The sequence below is a fragment of the Candidatus Rokuibacteriota bacterium genome (assembly GCA_030647435.1).
Lineage (GTDB): Bacteria > Methylomirabilota > Methylomirabilia > Rokubacteriales > CSP1-6 > AR37.
In genome coordinates this window covers 24,658-45,742 of the sequence record JAUSJX010000167.1, presented here as the reverse complement: position 1 = coordinate 45,742, position 21,085 = coordinate 24,658, and the positions used below count along the sequence as shown (strand labels likewise).

Sequence of the window (21,085 nt, the reverse complement as noted above, 5' to 3'; positions counted from 1 at the left end):
CGCGTGTCCTACCGCCTGCTCCTCTGCGATCTCGACGGAACCCTGCTCGATCGCCCGCCGGACCTCGACGAAGCGCTGGTGGCGGGGCTCCGGCGCGCCATGGAGCGGGGGCTCATCGTGTCCATCGCCACCGGACGCATGCCGCCCGGCGTGGACCGTTACCGGGACGAGCTCGGTATCACGGCGCCCATGATCTTCTACAACGGGGCGCTGGTGCGGGACCACGAGGCCGGGCGCGATCTGATGGCCCTGACGCTGCCGCGGGGGATCCTCTGGCAGGCCCACGACGTTTTCGCCCACGCCCCCGTGGACCCGCTCTTCTACCGCGACGACCGGCTGTACTGTCTCGCCGAGAGCTTCCAGGTCCGCGCGTACTCCGAGCAGCAGGCCGTGCCTCTCGAGGTCATCGACGCGCCCGGCGATTTTCTGCGCCTGGGAGGCTCCGTCAAGAGCCTGCTCATCGGACACCCCCAGAGCCTGCCGACGGTCCGGGCGGACGTCGAGGCCGTCGTGGGCGATGCCGCGCGGCTCGTTATGACCCGGCGAGACTATCTCGAGTTGATCCCGCCCGCCGCCTCGAAGGGCGCCGCGCTCCGCTTTCTGGCCTCGCATTTGGGCGTGCCGCTCGAGCAGGTCGTCGCGGTCGGCGACCAGGAGAACGACCTCGAGATGATCCGGGCGGCAGGGCTCGGCGTCGCCATGCCCCAGGCGCCGGAGACGGTGCGGGGCGCGGCGGGTCGCGTGGCGCCGCCCGACGACCAGGGCGGCCTCCTCGCGCTCTTCACCGAGCTCCTGCCCGAGTACTTCGCGTGAAGGGGAAGCTTGACCCCTATCGCGCGATAGACCGGCAGCGGCAGCCGCAGAGCTTCGTCGAGCACCTGGAGGAGCGCGGGCGCACGCCGGCCCAGGCCGGGCTGCGCCGCCGGTTCCTCCGCTTCGCGAAGGTCGCGCGCGGCCAGCGGGTGCTCGAGGTCGGATCGGGCACGGGCATCGTCGCCCGGGACGCCGCGGCGCTGGTCGGCCCGCGCGGGCGGGTGATCGGCGTTGACCCGAGTCGCGTCATGACCGAGGCGGCGCGGCGCATCGCGCGCCACCTGGGGCGAGGAGGGCGGCCCGTCCACGAGGTCGGAGATGGCGCACGGCTGCGCTTCGCGGCGGGGCGCTTCGACCGCGTCTTCGCCGTGACCGTTCTCCTCCACGTCCAGGATTCTGAGGCCATCCTCCGCGACATGCTGCGCGTCACGCGCCCGGGCGGCCTCCTCGCCGTCCAGGACCAGGACTTCGGCTCGCTGACGCTCGACCATCCCGACCGCGCGCTGACCGCGCGCATCATGGACGGCGTGGTCGCCCGCATGTACCCGGATCCCTGGTCCGGGCGCACGCTCTTCGGCAGGCTGGTGCGGCTCGGCCTCGGGCGCGTGCGGCTCTTCGTGGACGTCTACGAGGACACGACGCTCGAGCCGTACACGCACGCGATGCTCACGCGCCGCGCTCAGAACGCGGTGCGCCTCGGCCTCGCGAGCGCCGGCGCGGCGGCCCGCTGGATGGCTGCCATCGAGCGCCTTGCCGCATCGGGGCAGTTCGCCTTCACCCTCAACTACTACGCGGCCCGCGGAGTCAAGCCGTAACCAAGCTCATCGAACGGAGGAATTCCCTGTCGTTCTGCCGGGTTCCGTCCTTGTATACTGACCCGTAGCCGCGATGAGTAAAGAAAGAGCCCGTCCCACGCACGCGGCAGCCCCAGGCCCTCCGGCAGCCCCAGGCCCTCCGGCAGCCCCAGGCCCTCCGGCAGCCCCAGGCCCTCCGGCAGCCCCAGGCCCTCCGGCAGCCCCAGGCCCTCCGGGACCCTTAGACGCCCAGGCATCCGCCGGGGCCCGGGAGGCGCTCGAAGCCCGGCTGCGCGAGACGACCGGGCTCCTGGGGGTTGCGCGTGTCGTCGGCTCGGCCACCGACCTGCCCGAGGGCCTCCGGCTCATCTGCCACGAGCTCGCCCGGCTGACGGGAGCCGACACCGCCTCGGCCCACCTCCTCGACGCGCGCACCGGCGAGCTCCGCCCCATCGTCGCGCACAGCGTGCCGAAGCACGCCGTCGAGGCGCTCGCCGCGAGCACGCTCACCCCGGCCGATATCGAAGGGCTGCACGAGGCGTTCGGCCAGGGGCACGTCGTCTGGAGCGACGACGTCCCCAACGACCCGCGCTTCGCGGGCGCGCCCTTCCGGCGCGTCCCGCACCAATCGGCGGTCCTGATCCCGCTCCTGTTCGACGGCCAGGTCTCCGGCGCCTTCTGCCTCGTGTGGTGGGAGCGTCGGCGCAGTTTCGAGGCGGCCGAGCTGGCGCCGCTCGCGGCCATCGGCGAGCAGGCGGGTGTCCTCCTGAGCAACGCGCGCCTGCGCGAGGCGCTCGAGGGCCGGGCCGCGCGCCTGCGCGCGCTGTCGCGCGTCAACCACGTCGTCTCCTCGTCCCTCGACGAGCGCGAGGTGCTGGGCGCCGTCGCCCGGGCGGCGGCCGAGCTGACGGGGGCGTCCTTCGTGTCGTTCTGGGTGGCCGACGAGGCGGCGCAGCGTGTCACGCTGCGGGCCGTCTCCGACGAGCGCCCCGGTACCGACCTGCCCTTCACCTCCCTCGGCTTCGGCGAGGGCAGCGTCGGCTGGGTCGCCGCCGAGCGGCGCATCCTCGAGGTGGCCGACGTCTTCGCCGACGCGCGCTTCGCCGCGCGCGCGTGGTGGCAGGGCCGCGACCTCAAGAGCTTCCTCGGCGTGCCGGTGCTGCTCGACGGCTCGCTCCTGGCCGTGCTGGCCCTGTGTGGGCGTTCGGCGTTCCGGCTGGGTGCCGACGAGCGGGAGCTGCTCGAGAGCTTCATCGCCCAGGCCGCCGTCGCGCTTCGGAACATGCGCCTCTACGCCGAATCTTCGCTCTACGCCCGGCGCCTGGAGACGCTGACGGGACTCAGCCGCGGGTTGACGGCCTCGGTCGACCCCGAGGCCATCCTGCCGGCCGTCGTGGACGTGGCGCTCACGCTCTTTCCGGGCGGGGCCTGCAGGCTCTGGACGGTGGAGGGCGAGCGGGTGCGCCTGAGCGCCGGCTCGGCCGACGAGCGCGACGGCGACCCGGCCCGGCCCGAGCTCGCGCTGGGGCAGGGGCTCGTGGGCGAGGTGGCGGCTTCGGGCCGCTCGATCATCGTCGAGGACCTGGCGGCGCGCGCGGCCGAAGGATCCGACCCCTCGATCCCGCTGGGTCTCGTCGAGGCAGGCATGGTTTCGGCGGCGGTGCTGCCGCTGCTGGTCGCGGGCCAGGCGGTGGGCGTCGTGTGCCTCTTCACGGGTTCCGGACGGGCTCTCACGCCGGGCGAGACCAAGGTCATGGAGGCCTTCGCCGAGCACGCGGCCGTGGCCCTGACCAAGGCGCGGCTCTTCCAGGACATCCAGGACCGCCGCCGGGTCAGCGAGGAGCTCTACACGCTGACCGTGAGCATGATGCGCTCGATGGACCTCCAGCAGCGGGTGGACACCTTCGTCCGCGGCGCCCAGGAGGCCCTCCACTTCGACCGTATCAGCGTCCTGTTGCCCGACAGCGACGGAACAGCGCTCGAGGTTGCGGCCAGCACCGAGGAGGAGGCCGCCGCCCGCAGCGCCGTGCCCATCGCGGGCGGCGGGGCGATCGAGCGCGCCTGGCGCTCGGGCGAAACCGCGCTCATCCTCTCCGACGCCGACCTAAGCGCGCTGCCGCCGCTCGACCCGGCGCTCCAGGCGCACCCGCTGCTGCGGGCGAATCGCTTCGCCGCCGTGCCGCTGCGGTTCCAGGAGCTCACCATCGGCGTGGTGCTGGCCGACAACACGCGCAGCCGCCGCACCGTCACGAGGCGCGGCGTGGCGCAGCTCGAGCTCTTCTGCCAGCAGCTCCAGAGCCTCGTGTCCAACGCCGGCCTCTGGGCCGAGACCCAGCGGCGCGAGCGCGACGCGACCCTCCTCGTCGAGGTGACGCGGCGGCTGTCCTCCACGCTCGACCTCGAGCAGGTGCTCGACATCATCACCGAGAGCGCGCTCGCCGCGGTGGAGCTCGACGCGGCCGGCTTCTACCGCTGGGACACGGCGCGCGACGGGCTCGCCCTGGTCCGCGGCCGCAACCTGCCCGAGACCATGACGCGCGACGAGACGCTCCGGGCGGGCGAGGGCGTGAGCGGCCGCGCCTATGCCGAGCGCCGCGCCGTCTGGACGCAGGACTGGAAGACGGACCCGTCGCTTCACTACCGGGCCGAGACCGTCGCGGCGCTCGAGGCCGCCGACGGCCCGCGGGCGAACATCGCCGTGCCGATTATCATCCGCGACGAAGTCTACGGCGTGCTCCTGGGCGGGACGCGGGTGCGGCACCGGTTCACCGAGCGCGACGTCCACGTGCTGTCCAGCATGGCCGCGCAGGCCGCGGTCGCCATCGAGAACGCGCGCCTGTACACGGTCACGCAGTACAACCTGGCCGCCGCCGCGCTCTTGAACGACGCCGCGCGCACGCTGCACCGCACGCTCGACGCGCGGCGCCTGCTGCCCGACGCCCTGCAGGGGCTGGGGCAGACCTTCAGCGCTGTGGGCGCCGCGGTCATCCTCTTCGGCGAGGGCGGCTCGGGGCAGGGGACGGTGATCCGCTGGGGCGCGATGCCTGAAGACGCCATGCGCGCGCTGGCCGAGCCGCTTGGTAAGCGCGAGGCTCCCCTGCTAGTGCCCGACACGATGTCCCGCCCGGACCTGATCCCGGCGGGCGTGCTCGAGGCCGGGCCCCGCGGGCTCGCCGCCTTCCCCGTCCGCGGACGCAGCCGCGTGCTCGGCGGGCTGGCCCTGCTCTTTTCGGGGCACCGCTCGCTCTACGAGGCGGAGACGCGGCTCCTCGCCGCCTACGCCGACCAGCTCGCCATGGCGCTCGACAACACCGCGCTCTTCGAGGAGGCCGAGAACAAGAAGACCCAGCTGGAGCAGGTTTTCGCGTCGACCTCGGACGGCTTCCTCGTGGTGGACCTCGGCGGAAGAATCGTCGGTTTTAACCGGCAAGGCGGCGAGTTGCTCGGCATCGTCCCGGACGAGGTGGTCGGACGCCCCTTCCAGCATCTCGTCGAGGTGCTCGGTCCCGCCGTGGCCTGGGAGGAGGGGGACGGACAGGCGCTGCTGGCCATGGTCGACAGCGGCCGGCCGGCGGCCGCCGCGGGCGACCTCGAGCTGCGGGCGCCCGAGCCCCGCACACTCGGCTGGCGGGCGGCGCCGATGCGCGACCTCCTGGGCGAGACCGTCGGCGTGACCTTCACGCTCAACGACGTCACCCGCCAGCGCGAGATCGACCGGATGAAGACCGAGTTCGTCTCGACCGTCTCGCACGAGCTGCGGACGCCGCTCACGTCGATCAAGGGGTCGCTGCACCTCCTCCTGTCCGACCCGGCGCTCCAGCTCGACGCGACCCAGCGCCAGCTGGTCGACATCTCGGTGAAGAACACGGACCGGCTGATCCGCCTCATCACCAACATTCTCGACATCTCCAAGATCGAGGCGGGACGCATCCAGCTCGAGCTGGGCATGCACCGCGTGGAGGAGTTCGTCTCCGCCGCCGTCGACGGCATCGTGGCCTTCGCCGAGTCCCGCAGCATCGCCATCGAGACCGAGGTGGCCGGCGACCTGCCGCCGGTGCGGGTGGACGTGGACCGGATGGTGCAGGTGGTGACCAACCTCCTGTCGAACGCCATCAAGTTCTCGCCTCCCGGGTCGACCGTGACCGTGACGGCGACCCGCGCAGGCAGGCAGCTCGTAGTCCGCGTCACCGACCAAGGCCGCGGCATCGCGGCGGAGGACATGGGCAAGCTCTTCAAGAAGTTCCAGCAGCTCGACGGGAGCAACGTCCGCTCCGTCGGCGGCACGGGCCTGGGGCTCGCCATCTGCCGCGGGATCGTCGAGGAGCACGGCGGCTCGATCAGCGTCGAGAGCCAGCTGGGGCAGGGCGCCACGTTCACCGTCACCGTGCCGCTGCCCGCCGGCGAGGGCGTGGACGGAACCGACGGCGCCGAGCCGGGCCCCGGGCAGGGCCCGCTGATTCTCGTGGTCGACGACGAGCACGACATCCGGACGCTGCTGCGTGACCAGCTCGAGCTCGAGGGGTTTCGCGTCCTCGAGGCGGGCCGGGCGCTCGAGGCCGTCGAGGTCGCGCGGGAGCGGCAGCCCGACCTGATCACCATGGACCTCATGCTGCCCGACCTCGACGGTTTCGAGGCGATCCGGCTGCTGCGCGAGAACGCGCGGACTCGGGAGATCCCGGTGGTGATCCTCTCCGCCATGGAGCTGGGCGATGACGACACGCGGGCGCTCGGGCCGACGGTGCACCTGTCCAAGCCGTTTTCGCGGGCGGATCTCCTGGGCGTCATCCGGGCCAACCTGCGCCTGGACCGGAGCGTCGGCCGGTGAGCCGCCCGCGGATCCTCGTGGTGGACGACGAGGCGGACATCAGCACCGTGCTGAGCGTGACATTGCGCCGCGCGGGGTTCGAGGTGCAGACGGCCGGCGACGGCGTCGAGGCCATCGAAGCCATTCGCCGCGAGCCGCCGGACCTCGTCATCCTCGACGTCATGATGCCGCGCGCGGACGGGCTCGAGACCCTCAAGCGCATCCGCGAGCACGGGCCTACCGTCCACCTGCCGGTCATCATGCTCTCGGCCAAGGCGCAGCTCGCCGACAAGATCCGCGGCTTCGACCGCGGCGCCGACGACTACGTCGCCAAACCCTTCGAGCCGTCGGAGATGCTCGTGCGCGTGCAGTCGCTGCTCAAACGCACGGCGCTCGCGCGGCTGACCGCCCCGCTCCTCGGGGTGCTCGGCGAGTGGTCCTCGACGGAGGGCGTCGCGCAGCTGACGCGCGACCTCGAGGCCGCGCGGGACATCCAGGTCCGCTTGACGCCGCCCGTGCCGCCGACGCTGGCGGGGCTGGAGGCGGGCGCGGTGCTGCGTCCGTCCACGATGGTCGGCGGCGATTTCTTCGACATCCTGCCCATGGGCGAGCGTATCGCGGTCGCGGTGGGCGACGTGTCGGGCAAGGGCATCCCGGCCGCGCTGCTCATGGTCATGGTGCGGACGCTCCTGCGCGAGATCGCGCGGGGGCTCGCCGAGCCCGCCGAGGTGCTGGCGCGGCTCAACGCCTCGCTCTGCCGCGACATGCCACCCTCGATGTTCGTGACGATCGTGCTGGCCGTGCTCTTCCCCGGCCGCGAGGGGCGCGTCGCGCTGGCGTCGGCCGGCCACCCCGAGCCCATCCTCGTGCGCGCGGGCGCCGCGCCCAAGACGGTGAGCGTGGGCGGCATGATCCTGGGCGTCTTCGAGGAGGCGGCGTTCGAGGAGGCCGAGGTCGACCTCGAGTCGGGCGACAGTCTGGTCTTCCTCACGGACGGCGTGACGGAGGCGCACGGCGCCGACGGCAAGCGCCCGGGTCTCGAGCGCGTGCTGCGGGCGCTGGACCGCTCGCGGGATCTGGGCGCCCAGGCGCAGGTCGACGCTCTGACCGCGGAGGTGCTGGCGGACGGGGCGGGCCGGATGCGCGACGACATGACGGCCTTCATTCTCAAGCGGCCATGAGACGGCTTGTCGCCGTCCTGCTCGCGGCTGCCGCACTGGGCGCCGCTGATCCCGCCGCCGCCGCGGCAACCAAGGAGGTCGTGGTGCTGACCTCCTTCCCCAAGGAGCTCTTCGAGGCCTACAAGCAGGCCTTCGAGCAGAAGCATCCCGGCGTCAAGGTGATCGTCAAGCAGCAGCAGACCAACCAGGGCGTGACCTATCTCCGCGAGACCCGAGCCCGGCCGGAGGCCGACATCTTCTGGGTCTCGGCGGTGGACGCCTTCCAGACGCTCAAGGCCGACGGTCTCCTCGACAAGCTCGTCCTGCCGAAGGAGACGCTCGCACGCATGCCGGCCAAGGTCGGCGGCTTCCCGCTCCACGACTCTGACGGGCAGTACTGGGGCTTCGCCGTCTCGGGCTACGGCCTCATGTGGAACACGCGCTACCTGGCGCTCCACAAGCTGCCGGCGCCCAAGGAGTGGACCGACCTAAGCGACCCGCGCTACCACGGGCACCTCTCGATCTCTGCGCCGTCGCGGAGCGGCACCACGCACCTGACGGTCGAGGTGATCCTGCAGGCCTACGGCTGGGAGAAGGGCTGGGCGCTGCTGATGCAGATGGGCGGTAACATGGGCGCGATCGCCGAGCGGAGCTTCGGGGTGCCCGAGGCCGTCATCTCGGGCCAGCTCGGCATCGGGGTGGTCATCGACTTCTTCGGGCTCTCGGCCATCGCCTCGGGGCAGCCGATCGGCTTCGCGTATCCCTCGCTGACGGCGGTCGTGCCTGCCTCCGTGGCGGTGGTCCGGAACGGGCCCAACCCCGACAATGCGCGCGCCTTCGTCGAGTACCTCCTGTCCGACGAAGGGCAGATGAAGCTCTTCTCGACCGAGATCGGCAGGCTGCCCGTGGTGCCCGCGCTCTACAGCCGCGCGCCCAAGGGCTATCCCAACCCGTTCACGATGAAGCTCGGAGGGATCGAGTTCGACGACAAGCTGTCCTCCGGGAGGCGCAATATCGTCAATGCCCTCTTCGACCAGATCATCACGTTCCGCCACGCCGAGCTCAAGGCGGCCTGGGGCGCGATCTACGCCGCCGAGGCCACCGCGCCGAAGGTGCGGGAGCCGGGACGGCGCCTCGACCTGGGAGCGGCCGAGCTCGCTGAAGCGCGGAGGCTCGCCGGCACCGTGCCGCTGGACGGCAAGCAGGCGGCGGACAAGGCGTTCAACGCGGCCTTCAAGGACAAGCCCGACGTGAAGTCGCGGCTCGAGACCGAGTGGGACTCGGCCGCCAAGCGCAACTACGCCAAGGCCATAGACCGCGCGGACCAGGCCGCGCGAATGAGGTAGACACCATGCCGAGAGTGCGCGAGATAGAAGACGACGGCGGCGATCCCATCCTCAAGGACATCTTCGCCAAGGAGCGCGAGCTCTTCGGCGGTCTCTTCAACACCACGAAGGTCTTCGCCCACTGCCCGCCCATCCTGAAGGCGGCCAAGCAGCTCTCGGCCTCCATCGAGAAGTCGGGGCGGCTGCCGGCTTTCCTCGTGCCGCTCGTCTACCTCCGTGTCGCGCTGATCAACGGCTGCCCCTTCTGAATCGACATCAACGCATCCAGGGGGATGCAGGCGGGGGCGGACGAGGACAAGATCCGCGAGGTGCCGGCGTGGCGGGAGAGCCGCCGCTTCTCGGAGATGGAGCGCGCGGCGCTCGAGTACGCGGAGGCCATGACCATCACGGGCCAGCGCGCCAGCGACGAGCTCTTCGCGCGGCTCCGGTCCCACTTCGACGAGGCGCAGATCGTCGAGCTGACCGCGGTCGTCGCGCTCGAGAATTTCCGCAGCAAGTTCAACGTGCCGCTCGGGGTCGAGTCACAGGGCTTCTGCGTTCTCGGGTAGCCGGCCTCTCCGACCGCTGGGAGGCGCACGAGTGAAGCCCCCGGCGGGCCCATCCAAATCTTGACCCGCCGACCGATTCTCGCTACGGTAGATTAACTGCGGGTGGCTCTCCACTCGCGCCACTGGATCGAGCCCGTCGCCGACCCGTGAAGGAAGGTAAGGTCCTGTGACGCTGCGAAATTCAGGACGATGACGCCCCTTCCGGAAGGGATTCCCCAAGCCGCCCTCGAAGCAGTAGCCAACGGTGTGGTCATCACCGATGCCCAGGGGACCATTCTCTGGGTCAATGCCGCGTTTACCCGGATGACCGGGTACTCCTCCGCTGAGGCGATCGGCCAGACCCCGCGCCTGCTCAAATCGGGCGAGCATCCACCGGCCTTCTATCGAGAGCTCTGGTCCACGATTGCCTCGGGCAAGGGCTGGACCGGCGAGATGACCAATCGCCGCAAGGACGGCTCGGTCTACGTCGAAGAGCAGACCATCACCCCGGTCCGGGACGCCGGCGGCAATCCGGCGTATTTCATCGCCGTCAAGCAGGACCGCACATTGCGGCGGCGGGCCGACGGCGCGCTCCGGCGCTCCGAGGAGCGGTACCGGCTTCTCGCCGAGAATATCAGCGACGTGATCGGGCTCTACGACCTGGGGATGAATGCGGTCTACGTCAGTCCCTCCGTGCAGCAGCTCCGGGGCTTCACACCGGACGAAGTGATCGCGCGGCCCATGATCGACCAGCTGGCGCCGGGCTCCCGCGATCTCGCCATGCGCGTGTTCCGGGAAGAGATGGAAATCGAGCGCAGCGGACGCGGCGATCCGGCGCGGTCCCGGATGCTGGAATTCGAGATGTTGTGCAAGGATGGAACAACCGTCTGGACGGAGTCGAAGCTCACCACGGTGCGCGATTCGAGCGGATCCCTCACGGGAGTCATCGGGGTGTCGCGGGATATCACGGAGCGGAAGCGCGTCGAGGGGACGCTCCGGGACACGAGCCAGACGCTCCGGACGCTCATCGACGCGTCCGTGCTGGCCATCGTCGCCCTGGATCGGGACGGGCGCGTCACGCTGTGGAACAACGCGGCCACCCGGCTGTTCGGCTGGAGCGCGGAGGAGGTGCTCGGCCGGCCGCTTCCCACGGTTCCCGAGGACAGACGCGCCGAGTTCGAGGACGGCCGGGTCCGGAGCCTCACCGGCGAGGATGTCATCTACGAGACGCAGCGGCGCCGGAAGGACGGCAGTCTCGTGGACGTCCTGAGGTCGAGCGCATTCATCTTCGACCCTCAGGGTGAGCGGGCGGGCAGCATGGCGATCTTCGTGGACATCACCGAGCGCAAGCAGCTCGAAGAGCAGCTGCGCCAGGCCGTCAAGATGGAGGGTATCGGGAGGCTGGCCGGCGGCATCGCCCACGACTTCAACAACCTCCTGACGGTGATCGGCGGGCGCTCGTACCTCCTGCTCAGCCAGCTCCCCGCAGGCCACGCGATGCGGCGCGATCTGCTCCTCATCCAGCAAACCGGTGACCGCGCCGCCGCCCTGACGCGTCAGCTCCTGGCCTTCAGCCGGAAGCAGACTCTCGCGCCGGCGGTGATCGACCTCAACGAGATCGTCTCCGGGATGAGGACACTGCTCGAGCGCGTGCTCGGGGAAGACGTGGACGTCATCATGGACCTGGACCCGGCACTGGGCCATGTCACCGCAGACCCTGGACAGATCGAGCAAGTGATTCTCAACATGGCCGTGAACGCCCGGGACGCGATGCCCGAGGGTGGCCAGCTGACGCTCGAAACCCGCCACGTCGACGTGGACCCGACCTACGCCCGGCAGCAGGTCGAGCTGGCCCCGGGGCCGTACGAGGTCCTCTCGATCAGCGACACCAGGGTCGGGATGGACGCGGCAACCGTCGCCCGTGCCTTCGAGCCGTTCTTCACCACGAAGGCGGTCGGCAAGGGCACGGGGCTCGGCCTCGCCACGGCCTACGGCATCGTCAAGCAGAGCGGCGGCCACATCACCGTCTACAGCGAGCCGGGGAGCGGGACGACCTTACGGGTCTACCTGTCCAGAACCGAGACCTCCGAGTCGGCTCCGGTCGCGGCCGAAGAGGCGGCAGCGCGACGAGGAACCGAGGTCGTCCTGCTTGCCGAGGACGACGCCAACCTTCGCGCCCTGACGCGCGACATCCTCGCGAGCAGCGGATACACGGTGCTGGAAAGCCAGGACGTCGAGGACGCGCTCCGCATCGCCGAGCGCCAGGACGGCACGATCCATCTCCTCCTCACCGATGTGGTGATGCCCCACATGAGCGGGCGCGTTCTGGCAGAGGCAGTCAAGCGCTTTCGACCGGACGTCAAGGTGCTCTACATGTCCGGCTACACGGACAACGCCATCGTCCATCATGGCGTGCTCGATCCGGGGACCGCGCTTCTCCAGAAGCCCTTTACCCCGGCCGCCCTCGCCCGCAAGGTGCGCGAGGAGCTCGATCGGCCGCAGTGACGGTTTCCTGGTGCCCGATGCGGCCTCCGGCCGGAGGCGCCCTGAGAAGCCCCGCCGTCTCCGTGCTATTCTTACCGGCACCATGTTCGGCGCGATGCTCGACCCGAACCGTACGCCTGCCGCCCGCGTGACAGCAAAGTGACGCCCAAGGCCGCCGGCAGCACGTTCTCCATGACCAGCGAGGCCGAGCATCTCGTGCGACTGCGCAAGTGGCTGCGCGACGAGCTGGCCCACCACGGCGTCCCGAAGCAGGAGCAGTCCAACCTCCTGCTGGCCGTGGGCGAGCTCTGCGCGAACTCCATCCAGCATGCCTACGAAGGCCGGGGCGGCCAGCCCATCCAGGTTTCGGTCCGCTCCTCGGCCGACTCGCTCGTCATCGAGGTCGAGGACTTCGGCAAGCCCTTCGACGCCGACGGGTACGAGACGCCCGATCTCGACGCCTTGCCCGACAGCGGCTACGGGCTCTTCCTGGTCAAGACCATCGCCGACAGCCTCTCGTTCGACGTCGCCCGCGAGCGAGGCACGCGCTGGACCATGGTCAAGTACCGCCAGGGCCGGGGACCCGACGCCAAGAGGGCCCAGCCGTGACCCCCAGCCGTGACTCAAGGAGGACCATGGACATCGACGTAACGCAGGCGGACGGGGTGACGGTGGTTGCGCCGCGCGGGGATCTCGACATGGCCACGGTGGACCCGGTCAGGCGCACGCTCGCGAGTCTCATCGACCGCGGGCAGTCCCGCCTCCTGGTGGACTTGGGCGGCGTCGGCTACATCGACAGCTCCGGCATGGGCGCCCTGGTCGCCGCCATGAAGCAGGCGCGCGCCGCAGGGGGCGACGTCAGGCTCTGCACCCTGCAGGAGGACGTTCGCGCCATCTTCGAGATGACCCGCCTCATCAAGGTCATGAGCATCCACCCGACACGCCAGGAGGCGCTGGCCTCTTGGCGGTGAGCCCTCGCCGTTCAGCTCGAGCCGCCACGCCTTCGGCTCGGCCACGTCTCACCTCGAACAGCATGTCGTGACCCGGCGCCCGAGCGCCGAGAGCGCGCTGGTGTGGTCCCTGCTCCTCCTGCTGGGTGCGGGCATTGTGTACCCGCTGCTCCAGGTGCTTTCCGTTGCGGTCATGGTGGACGGCCGGCCGACCGCGGCGCCGCTCCTCGCCTTCTTCGCGCGCCCGCTCTTCCGGGAGGCCCTCGTTAACACGCTGGTGTCGGGCGTGCTCGCGGTGGCGCTGGGCAGCCTGATCGCGGTGCCGCTGGCGCTGCTCACGGTCCGCTACAGCTTCCCCGGGCGCGGGCTGCTGACGACGCTCGGACTCCTGCCGCTCGTCATCCCGCCCTTCGTCGGGGCCGTCGCGTTCCAGCAGATCCTGGGGCGCAGCGGCACGGTCAACCTCTTCCTCCTCGAGCGATTCGGCGTGACCGTGCCGTTCATGGAGGGGCTCTGGGGCGTGATCATGGTGCAGACGCTCCACTACTTTCCCTTCATCTGGCTGAACACGGCGGCCGCGCTCTCGGCGCTCGACCGGTCGCTCGAAGAGGCGGCGCAGAACCTGGGATCGTCCGGCTTCCGGCTCTTTCGTCGCGTCCTCTTGCCGCTGTCACTGCCGGGCTACGCGGCCGGAGCGCTCTTGACATTCATCCGCGTGATCGACGACCTCGGCACTCCGCTCATGCTCAACTACACCAAGCTGCTGGCGCCGCAGGCCTACATGCGCGTGACGACGGTGGGGTTGACCGACGTGGACGGCTATGTCATCTGCGCCGTGCTGGTGGCGCTGTCGCTCTCGGCGCTGTGGATCTCGAAGGGGCTCCTGGGGCGCGGTGACTTCACGTCGCTCGGGCGGAGCGGCGAGACGCCGGCCGTGGCGCTCGGCGCGACCGGGACGCTCGCGGTGTGGGCGATTGCCATCCTGCTCCTGGGGCCGGCGCTTCTCCCGCACGTGGGCATCGCGCTCCTGTCCGTGTCCAAGGTCTGGAGTCTCTCGCCGCTGCCCTCCGTGTATACGCTGGGCAATTACGACGAGATCCTCTTCCGCGCGCCGCACTTCATCTGGAACACGTTGCGCTACGCGCTGCTGGCGGCGGCGCTCGACGTGGGACTGGGGACCGTCATCGCCTGGCTCCTGCTGCGCGGGCGGACCCGCGGGCGGCAGTGGCTGGATGCCATCGCCACCATGCCGCTGGCGGTGCCGGGTGTGGTGCTGGCGGTGGGGTACCTGCACGTCTTCCACGGCTGGAGCGTGCCGGGGCTGGGGGCGCCGCTGACCTCGACCTGGCTCATCCTCGTCATCGTCTACGCCGTGCGCCGGCTGCCCTACACGGTGCGCGGCGCCTACGCCGCGCTCCAGCAGCTGCCGGTCTCGCTCGAAGAAGCGGCGCAGAACCTGGGCGCCAGCCGCGCGCGCGCGTTTCTCAAGGTGACGCTCCCGCTCATGGGGCGCGGGCTTCTCGCGGGCGGGCTCCTGGCCTTCGTCAGCTCCGCGGTGGATCTCTCATCGACCATTCTTCTCGTGCCGCACGTCGAGCTCGGGCCGCTCTCGTACGGCATTTATCTCTACATGCAGTCGGCCGTGGGCCGCGGCCCCGGCGCCGCGCTCGGCGTGGTCGCCATCGCGCTCGTCGCGGCCGGCACCTGGCTCGCCACGCGCCTCGCGCGCGGCGGCGCCGGGCTCTTCCGGGCGTAGGGCATGGCTAAGCAAACGTTCCGGGGCGACTGGGTGCTGCCGTTCTCGATGTTCTTCGGCACCTTCGCTTGGTCGTTCGTGTTCGTCAGCCTGCCCTTCTACATCCTGAAGATGTCGACGGTGGACGCGGCGGCGACGCTCCGCTGGACGGGCTGGATCCTCGGCGTCAGCTCGCTCGTGACCGTGGTGACGGCGCCGTTCTCGGCGCGCTTCTTCGGCGAGCGCCACCCGAAGCGGTCGTACATCTTCACCCAGCTCCTGCAGGGCGGGGGCTTCTTCCTCATGGCGATGGCCCGCACCCTTCCGGAGCTGTTCTTCTCGCGCATGCTGCTGGGCTTCATGGGCGCCGTGTCGACCTTCGCCTTCATCATGGTGGGGCGCTCCGGCCGCGACGTGCGGCGTGGTATCGCGTCGATCCAGTCCGGCATGACGCTGGGGCAGGTGCTCGGCCCGGCCGCGGGCGCGCTCGTGGCCGTCCGCATCGGCTTCCGGTTTTCGTTCGTGGCGGCGGGCCTCATGCTCTGGGCCTGCTCGGCCCTGGTCGCGTGGGGTGTGCCGTACCGGCCGGTGGAGCGGCCCCTACACGAGCGCCCGCCGACGGCATCGGTCAAGGAGGTGGCGACGGTCTGCCTCCTGGTCCTCGCGGGCTCGACGCAGGTCTTCTTTCTCACGGCCATCCTGCCGCAGATCCTTCCGCCGCTGGGAGTCGCTCCGTCGGACATGCTCGAGGTGAGCGGGTTTCTGCTCCTGGCCACCGGGGCGGCCGCGGCGGTCGGCGCGATGCTCGCCCCGCGTGTCGGCGAGATCGTGGGCGACCGGCGCACCATCGTGTGGTTCCTCGCGGCCTCGTCGCTCGGGCTGGCGGCGCTGGCCGCCGCGCCCGGCGTCTGGAGCTTCGGCGTCCTCCGCTTCCTGCAGGTGCTCTGCATCGCGCCGGTCTTCCCGCTGTCCGTGGCGGCCATCGCGCAGCGCGCGTCGGGGACGGCCATCGGCATCGTCAACTCATCGCGGATCGCGGCCGCCTTCGTGGGCCCGGTCATCGCCACGACCCTCCTCGCCTGGATGCCTCCGGGCGCGGTCTACCTGGTGCTGGCCGGCATGGGGCTCCTGGTCGTGCCGCTGCTCGTGGGTCTGTCCGGGCCGGGGGGCTTTTCGAAGGAGGCACGCACGTGACGCAAGACGAAACGGTGATCCGGCTGTCCGAGGTGCGCATGGAAGGGGTGGGCAAGCGTTACGGCGCCGCGTGGGCCGTGAAAGACGTGTCCATCTCCATACGCCCCGGCGAGTTCTACACCCTGCTGGGCCCGTCGGGCTGTGGCAAGACCACGCTCCTGCGCATGCTGGCGGGCTTCGCCCAGCCCGACGAGGGGCGCATCTTCGTGGACGACGAGCCGATCGACTCCGTGCCTCCGTGGAAGCGCAACCTGGGCATGGTCTTCCAGCACTACGCGCTGTGGCCGCACATGAGCGTCTTCGAGAACGTCGCCTTCGGGCTGCGCGAGCGCCGGGTCTCCGGGGCCGAGCTCGACCGCAAGGTCAAGGCCGCGCTTCAGCAGGTGGGGCTCGAGGGCTTCGAGACGAGACGGCCGTCGCAGCTCTCCGGGGGCCAGCAGCAGCGCGTGGCGCTCGCGCGCACGCTGATCGTCCAGCCTCGCCTCCTCCTCCTCGACGAGCCTTTGTCGAACCTCGACGCCCAGCTCCGCTCCCAGATGCGGCTCGAGCTGGCGAGACTCCACCGCGACGTCGGCATCACGACCCTCTACGTCACCCACGACCAGGCCGAGGCGCTGTCGCTCTCCACCCGGATCGCGGTGCTCTCCGACGGCGCCCTCGTGCAGGAGGGACGGCCCGAAGAGATCTACTGGAAGCCGCGGAACGCGTTCGTGGCCGAGTTCGTCGGCGCCGCGAACCTCGTGCCGGTGAGCGTGATCGAGCTGCGCGAGATGGGCGTGGTCGTCCAGACCCGAGGCGGCGCGCGCCTGCCCGTGTCGTCGGGGGCGCACGCCTGGTCGGTGGGGGACCGGGCGCTGCTCTGCCTGAGGCCTGAGGCGCTTCGCGTCGAGGAGGCTGCGCTCGCGCCCGGCGGCATCCCGGGGACGGTGGCCGCCCACGTCTTCGAGGGCTCGCGCCAGCTCTACGACGTGACGATCCCCGGCGGCACGATCAGGGTCGAGATGATCACCTCGGCCCTTGTCGGGCGGAGCTTCAAGCTGGGCGACCAGGTCAGGGTAGAGGTTTCGCCCGAGACGTCCGTCCTGCTCCCCGACGAGGGGGCCGCGGCGTGATATCGTCGGAGCCGGAGGGCCTTCATCCATGAGTCCCGAATTGACGCCCGTTGAGCTGAAGCAGCGGCTCGATCAGCGCGAACCCCTCGTGCTCCTCGACGTCCGCCAGGACTGGGAGACCCGCCTCTGCCGGCTCGACAATGCCCTGCACATCCCCATCGAGGAGATCGAGCTGCGCTCCGACGAGCTCGACCCGGCCACCGAGATCATCGTCTACTGCCACCAGGGCGTGCGCAGCGCCGCCGTCGCCGAGTACCTCCGCGGCCTCGGCTTCGCCAATGCCCGGAACCTGGCGGGCGGCCTCGACGCGTGGGCCCGCGCCGTCGATCCGTCGATGCGCCGCTACTAGCCCCTATGCCCTCGCTCGTGCGCGTCGACAAGAAAAGGGGCTGCGCGTGGGTGACGCTCGACCGCCCGCCGCTCAACCTGATCGTCCCCGAGCTCATCGCCGAGCTGCGCGCGGCATTCGAGGCTCTCGCGCGGGACGAAGGCGTGCGCGCGGCCGTCGTGACGGGCGCCGGGCGCGCGTTCACGGCCGGCATGCAGGTGCAGGTGCTCCGGGACCTAAGTCCCGCCACGGCCAAGGCCCTCATCACGTCGCTGCACGAGGCGATCCACGCCGTCCACGACGCGCCCTTCCCAACCGTCGCGATGGTCAACGGCCCGTGCCTGGGCGCCGGCTTCGAGCTCGCGATGGCCTGCGACCTCCGCGTCGCCGCCGCCGGCGCCCAGCTGGGATTGCCGGAGGTGAAGGTGGGGGCGCCCTCGGTGATCGAGGCGGCGCTCCTGCCCGCACTCGTCGGCCCCGGGCGCGCGGCCGAGATGCTCCTGACGGGCGACAGTATCGTCGCCGACCAGGCTCTCGCCTGGGGACTCGTCAACCGTGTGGCGCCGGCGGAGGACCTGGAAGCGGTCACGGCCGCGCTCGTCGAGAAGATCCTCGCGTGCGCGCCGCCGGCCATCAGGCTCCAGAAGGAGCTGATGATCCGCTGGCGGAACACCGACCTGGCCTCCGCCGTCCGGATCGGCATCGACGCGTTCGCCCAGAACTACACGACGGGCGAGGGGCGCGAAGCCGCGCTGGCGTTCCTCGAGAAGCGCCCGGCGAAGTTCGAGTAGGCGGATGATCAAGGCCGTCACGTTCGACTTCTGGGAAACCCTCGTCCGCGACTCACCGGAGAATCTGCGCCGGCAGCAGGATCGGCGAGGCTGAGGTGGCGGAGGCCTACGACCGCTCCGAGCACGTGCTCGTCGAGCGCTTCTGGGGCCGCCATCGCGATCCGCTGATCGCCGATCAGGTCCGGCTCGTCCTGGAGACGGCGTCGCCGGGCGTCTCCCGAGTCCTCCTGAAGGCGCCGCCCGCTGCCAGCCAGACGTGCAGGGTAACCACAACGAGCTAAAGGTGGCGTTCCCTCATGACTTACGTCTTTGATGCGTGTAAGGCCGGGCGTCTCCCCGCCAACTCCTGCGTGGTCATCAGCAACAATGAGAGAGGCCCTCGCCCGAGCCCAACGCAAAGGTATTCGGGTCCCGAGCCCTACCAGCCCAGCCGGGTCCCGATCCGCCGCGTGAAGTGGGCGCCCGCGTCATGACCAAGATGGAATAATTCCTTCGGCAAGGCTGGATTCGGGCTGGTCGGGGCAGGGTCCTGGTTTCGTGAGCAGCCTGTAATGTCAAATAGTTACACAGCGGCACTAGAAACGTTGACTCTCCTTGGCCGCCGGCGCCAAGCTCTTATCAGAGATGGGTGACGGGATCGTGACTGTCCGGAGCCTGACCGCCAAGCTTGCGCTGGGCGTCGCCTTGCTTGTCCTGCTGAGCATCGGCCTCATGGCCGGGCTCGCAGTCTGGCGCAGCGCGGAGGCGCTCCGTGAGCGCGCTCTGGCCACCAACCACACCGTCGCGCTCGGGGTCTCCTACGCGGTAGAGCAGTACGTCGCTGACGCCATGGCGATCATGCGGGAGGCCGCCGAGCGCCCGAAGCTGCGTCACGAGATCACCAGCGGGAACTGGCACGAGGCCAGGACGGTCCTGGAGAACGTCGCCCGCCACTTCCGGCAGTTTGACTATGTCTTCGTCCAGGATGCCCAGGGGATCATTCGGGCTCGGGTGCCTCACGCCGAGACCGTAGGCGAAGATTTTTCCTCCCGCGATTTCTTTCGTGAGGCGATGCGAACGCGACAGCCGTACCTCTCGGGCGTCTACGTCTCGAAAGCCACCCAGCGGCCGGTCGTCGCGACCGCCGTGCCCGTCCTCCACGCCGATGGGCGCGTGGCAGGCGTATTGGTCGGGGCGCTCTCCCTCCAGACGATGAACCGTCTCGTATCGGTCGCGGCGCATGACGACGGGCGCGCCATCTATTTGGTCGATAGCCAGGGCCGGCTCATCGCTGATTCGCGAGCTGTAGTGGAGTCCCTCCGCGACATGCGGGCCGAGCCAGTGGTCCAAGCGGTGCTGTCGAAACGCGCGGGCACGATGATCTTCCGCGGGCCCGGCCGCGGCGACGAGATGCTTGGTGCGTACGTGCCGATCAAGCCGTTCGACTGGGGGGTTGTAGTCATCAGGTCCACCGCCGCGGCTCAGGCCCCTGCGGCACGTCTCGGTTCCGTGCTGATCTGGATCGCCGTCGGGTGCACCGTGGGCGCCATCGCGGTAGGCGTGGGGTTCGCTCGCCGTCTCACGCGCCCCCTGCTGCGCTTGGCCGAGGCGAGCAAGAGGATCGCGGCCGGCGAGCTGTCGACCCGGGTCGCGGTGAGCGGCCAGGACGAAGTGGCGACACTGGCGCGCGCCTTCAATCAGATGGCCGACGCTGTGGCGCAGTCCCACCAAGCCCTGGCACAGCGGGCGGCCGAAGTCGAGACGATGAATCGGAAGCTCATCGAGGAGGCGGCCGTGCGGCAGCAGGCGGAGGCCGCGACCCGGCATCAGGCCGAGCGCCTCGCTATCCTCCACGAGATCGACCGCGGGCTGCTCGCCGCGGAGACGCCGGCGGTGATCGCCGAGGCGACCCTCGGGCGGGTACGTCAGCTGCTTGGGGTCCCCCGCGCCATCGTGAACCTGTTCGACCTCGAGGCTGGCGAGGTGGAGTGGCTGGCGGCGGCCGGGCGCCGCCGCGTCCATGTCGGGCCTGGCGTCCGGTTCCCGCTCGCGCTGATGGGTGACGTGGCCGCCCTGCGGCGCGGGGAGCTCCAGATGATCGACGTCGATGCCCTGCCGCGGAGCCCCGAGGCGGAGGCCCTGCTCGCCAGCGGTGTCCACGTGTACATGGTGGTGCCCATGATCGCCGGAGGGGAGCTCATCGGCGCGCTCAGCTTCGGCGGCGGCGCAGGGCCATTTTCGCCCGAGCAGGTCAGCATCGCGAGCGAGGTCGCGGCCCAAATTGCCATCGCGATCGCACAGTCTCGGCTCTACGAGCGCGTCAAACGGCAGGCGATGGAGCTCGAGCAACGGGTGCAGGAGCGCACGCAAGAGCTCGAAGCGGCGAACCAGGAGCTGGACACCTTCAGCTATTCGATCTCGCACGATCTCCGGGCGCCGCTCCGGGCCATGCAGGGGTTCACGGAAGCACTGCTGGAGGACTACGGCGAGCGCCTGGATTCCACCGGACAGGACTATGCGCAGCGCATCGTGGCCGCGAGCCACCGCATGGACGCTCTGATTCAGGATCTCCTGGCCTACAGCCGACTGAGCCGAACCGAGGTGCGACTCGACCCGGTCAATGTCGAGACGGTGGTCGATGAGGTGTGTGGGCAGCTGGCGACGGAGCTCAAGGACCGCGGGGCCGAGATCACCGTCGACCGGCCCCTGGCGCGGGTGATGGCGCATCGAGCGGTCTTCGGCCAGGTCCTTGCGAATCTCCTCACGAATGCCGTGAAATTCGTGGCCCCGGACACGCCACCCCGCGTTAGGATCTGGACTGAGCTACGCGGGGATTGGGTTCGGCTCGGCGTGGAGGACAATGGGATCGGGATCATCGCGGAGCATCGTGAACGCATCTTCCGGGCGTTCGAGCGGCTCCACGGGGTCGAGCAGTATCCCGGAACCGGGATCGGCTTGGCCATCGTTCAGAAAGGGATAGCCCGCCTCGGCGGCCAAGTGGGGGTCGAATCGACCCTCGGCCAGGGGAGCCGATTCTGGGTGGAACTCAAGAGCGCGGAGGCCTGATC

General features: G+C 70.3%; 18 protein-coding genes. 17 read left to right on the top strand and 1 reads right to left on the bottom strand.

The genetic code is table 11. The features are described 5' to 3' along the window. Positions 1–3 precede the first annotated feature (3 nt). Positions 4–813, top strand: a complete 810-nt coding sequence (locus Q7W02_28245) for an HAD family hydrolase (GenBank protein MDO8480018.1) — start codon at positions 4–6, stop codon at positions 811–813. Further along, positions 810–1,628, top strand: coding sequence for a methyltransferase domain-containing protein (locus tag Q7W02_28240; protein MDO8480017.1), 819 nt, complete (start codon positions 810–812; stop codon positions 1,626–1,628). The genes Q7W02_28245 and Q7W02_28240 overlap by 4 nt, the downstream gene beginning before the upstream one ends. A 220-nt stretch (positions 1,629–1,848) precedes the next feature. Here Q7W02_28240 and Q7W02_28235 read toward each other — a convergent pair whose 3' ends face one another. After that, positions 1,849–2,085, bottom strand: a complete 237-nt coding sequence (locus Q7W02_28235) for a hypothetical protein (protein ID MDO8480016.1) — start codon at positions 2,083–2,085, stop codon at positions 1,849–1,851. Here Q7W02_28235 and Q7W02_28230 point away from each other — a divergent pair. The 15 genes from Q7W02_28230 (at position 1,975) to Q7W02_28160 (ending at position 21,083) form a co-directional block, all read left to right on the top strand. Beyond that, the gene (locus Q7W02_28230) at positions 1,975–6,432 is read left to right on the top strand and encodes a GAF domain-containing protein (protein MDO8480015.1); all 4,458 of its coding nucleotides are present in this window, start codon (positions 1,975–1,977) and stop codon (positions 6,430–6,432) included. The genes Q7W02_28235 and Q7W02_28230 overlap by 111 nt on opposite strands. After that, the gene (locus Q7W02_28225; protein ID MDO8480014.1) at positions 6,429–7,592 is read left to right on the top strand and encodes a SpoIIE family protein phosphatase; all 1,164 of its coding nucleotides are present in this window, start codon (positions 6,429–6,431) and stop codon (positions 7,590–7,592) included. Before Q7W02_28230 ends, Q7W02_28225 begins: the two co-directional genes overlap by 4 nt. Further along, positions 7,589–8,917 carry an extracellular solute-binding protein gene (locus Q7W02_28220; GenBank protein ID MDO8480013.1) on the top strand — a complete coding sequence of 443 codons (1,329 nt, stop codon included), beginning with the start codon at positions 7,589–7,591 and terminating at the stop codon, positions 8,915–8,917. The genes Q7W02_28225 and Q7W02_28220 overlap by 4 nt, the downstream gene beginning before the upstream one ends. 5 nt (positions 8,918–8,922) lie before the next feature. Further along, the gene (locus Q7W02_28215; GenBank protein ID MDO8480012.1) at positions 8,923–9,165 is read left to right on the top strand and encodes a hypothetical protein; all 243 of its coding nucleotides are present in this window, start codon (positions 8,923–8,925) and stop codon (positions 9,163–9,165) included. A gap of 24 nt (positions 9,166–9,189) precedes the next feature. Then, the gene (locus tag Q7W02_28210) at positions 9,190–9,465 is read left to right on the top strand and encodes a hypothetical protein (GenBank protein ID MDO8480011.1); all 276 of its coding nucleotides are present in this window, start codon (positions 9,190–9,192) and stop codon (positions 9,463–9,465) included. A gap of 189 nt (positions 9,466–9,654) precedes the next feature. Beyond that, positions 9,655–11,949, top strand: a complete 2,295-nt coding sequence (locus Q7W02_28205) for a PAS domain S-box protein (protein MDO8480010.1) — start codon at positions 9,655–9,657, stop codon at positions 11,947–11,949. Between the two features lie 138 nt (positions 11,950–12,087). After that, a complete protein-coding gene (locus Q7W02_28200) occupies positions 12,088–12,537 on the top strand; it encodes an ATP-binding protein (GenBank protein ID MDO8480009.1) in 450 nt (149 codons plus the stop codon). Positions 12,538–12,563: 26 nt separating this feature from the next. Next, complete coding sequence (locus tag Q7W02_28195; protein ID MDO8480008.1) at positions 12,564–12,899, top strand: STAS domain-containing protein; 336 nt, start codon at positions 12,564–12,566, stop codon at positions 12,897–12,899. Positions 12,900–12,966: 67 nt separating this feature from the next. After that, on the top strand, positions 12,967–14,634 hold the full coding sequence (locus Q7W02_28190) for an iron ABC transporter permease (GenBank protein MDO8480007.1): 1,668 nt from the start codon (positions 12,967–12,969) through the stop codon (positions 14,632–14,634). A 3-nt stretch (positions 14,635–14,637) separates the two neighbouring features. Continuing rightward, on the top strand, positions 14,638–15,807 hold the full coding sequence (locus Q7W02_28185) for an MFS transporter (protein ID MDO8480006.1): 1,170 nt from the start codon (positions 14,638–14,640) through the stop codon (positions 15,805–15,807). Then, positions 15,804–16,919, top strand: a complete 1,116-nt coding sequence (locus Q7W02_28180) for an ABC transporter ATP-binding protein (GenBank protein ID MDO8480005.1) — start codon at positions 15,804–15,806, stop codon at positions 16,917–16,919. Before Q7W02_28185 ends, Q7W02_28180 begins: the two co-directional genes overlap by 4 nt. Positions 16,920–16,947: 28 nt before the next feature. Beyond that, entirely contained in the window at positions 16,948–17,268 is a 321-nt protein-coding gene (locus Q7W02_28175; GenBank protein ID MDO8480004.1) for a rhodanese-like domain-containing protein, read from the top strand. Between the two features lie 5 nt (positions 17,269–17,273). After that, positions 17,274–18,038, top strand: a complete 765-nt coding sequence (locus tag Q7W02_28170) for an enoyl-CoA hydratase-related protein (GenBank protein ID MDO8480003.1) — start codon at positions 17,274–17,276, stop codon at positions 18,036–18,038. A 95-nt stretch (positions 18,039–18,133) separates the two neighbouring features. After that, on the top strand, positions 18,134–18,319 hold the full coding sequence (locus tag Q7W02_28165; GenBank protein MDO8480002.1) for a hypothetical protein: 186 nt from the start codon (positions 18,134–18,136) through the stop codon (positions 18,317–18,319). Between the two features lie 358 nt (positions 18,320–18,677). Further along, positions 18,678–21,083 carry a cache domain-containing protein gene (locus Q7W02_28160; GenBank protein MDO8480001.1) on the top strand — a complete coding sequence of 802 codons (2,406 nt, stop codon included), beginning with the start codon at positions 18,678–18,680 and terminating at the stop codon, positions 21,081–21,083. Positions 21,084–21,085 lie beyond the last annotated feature (2 nt).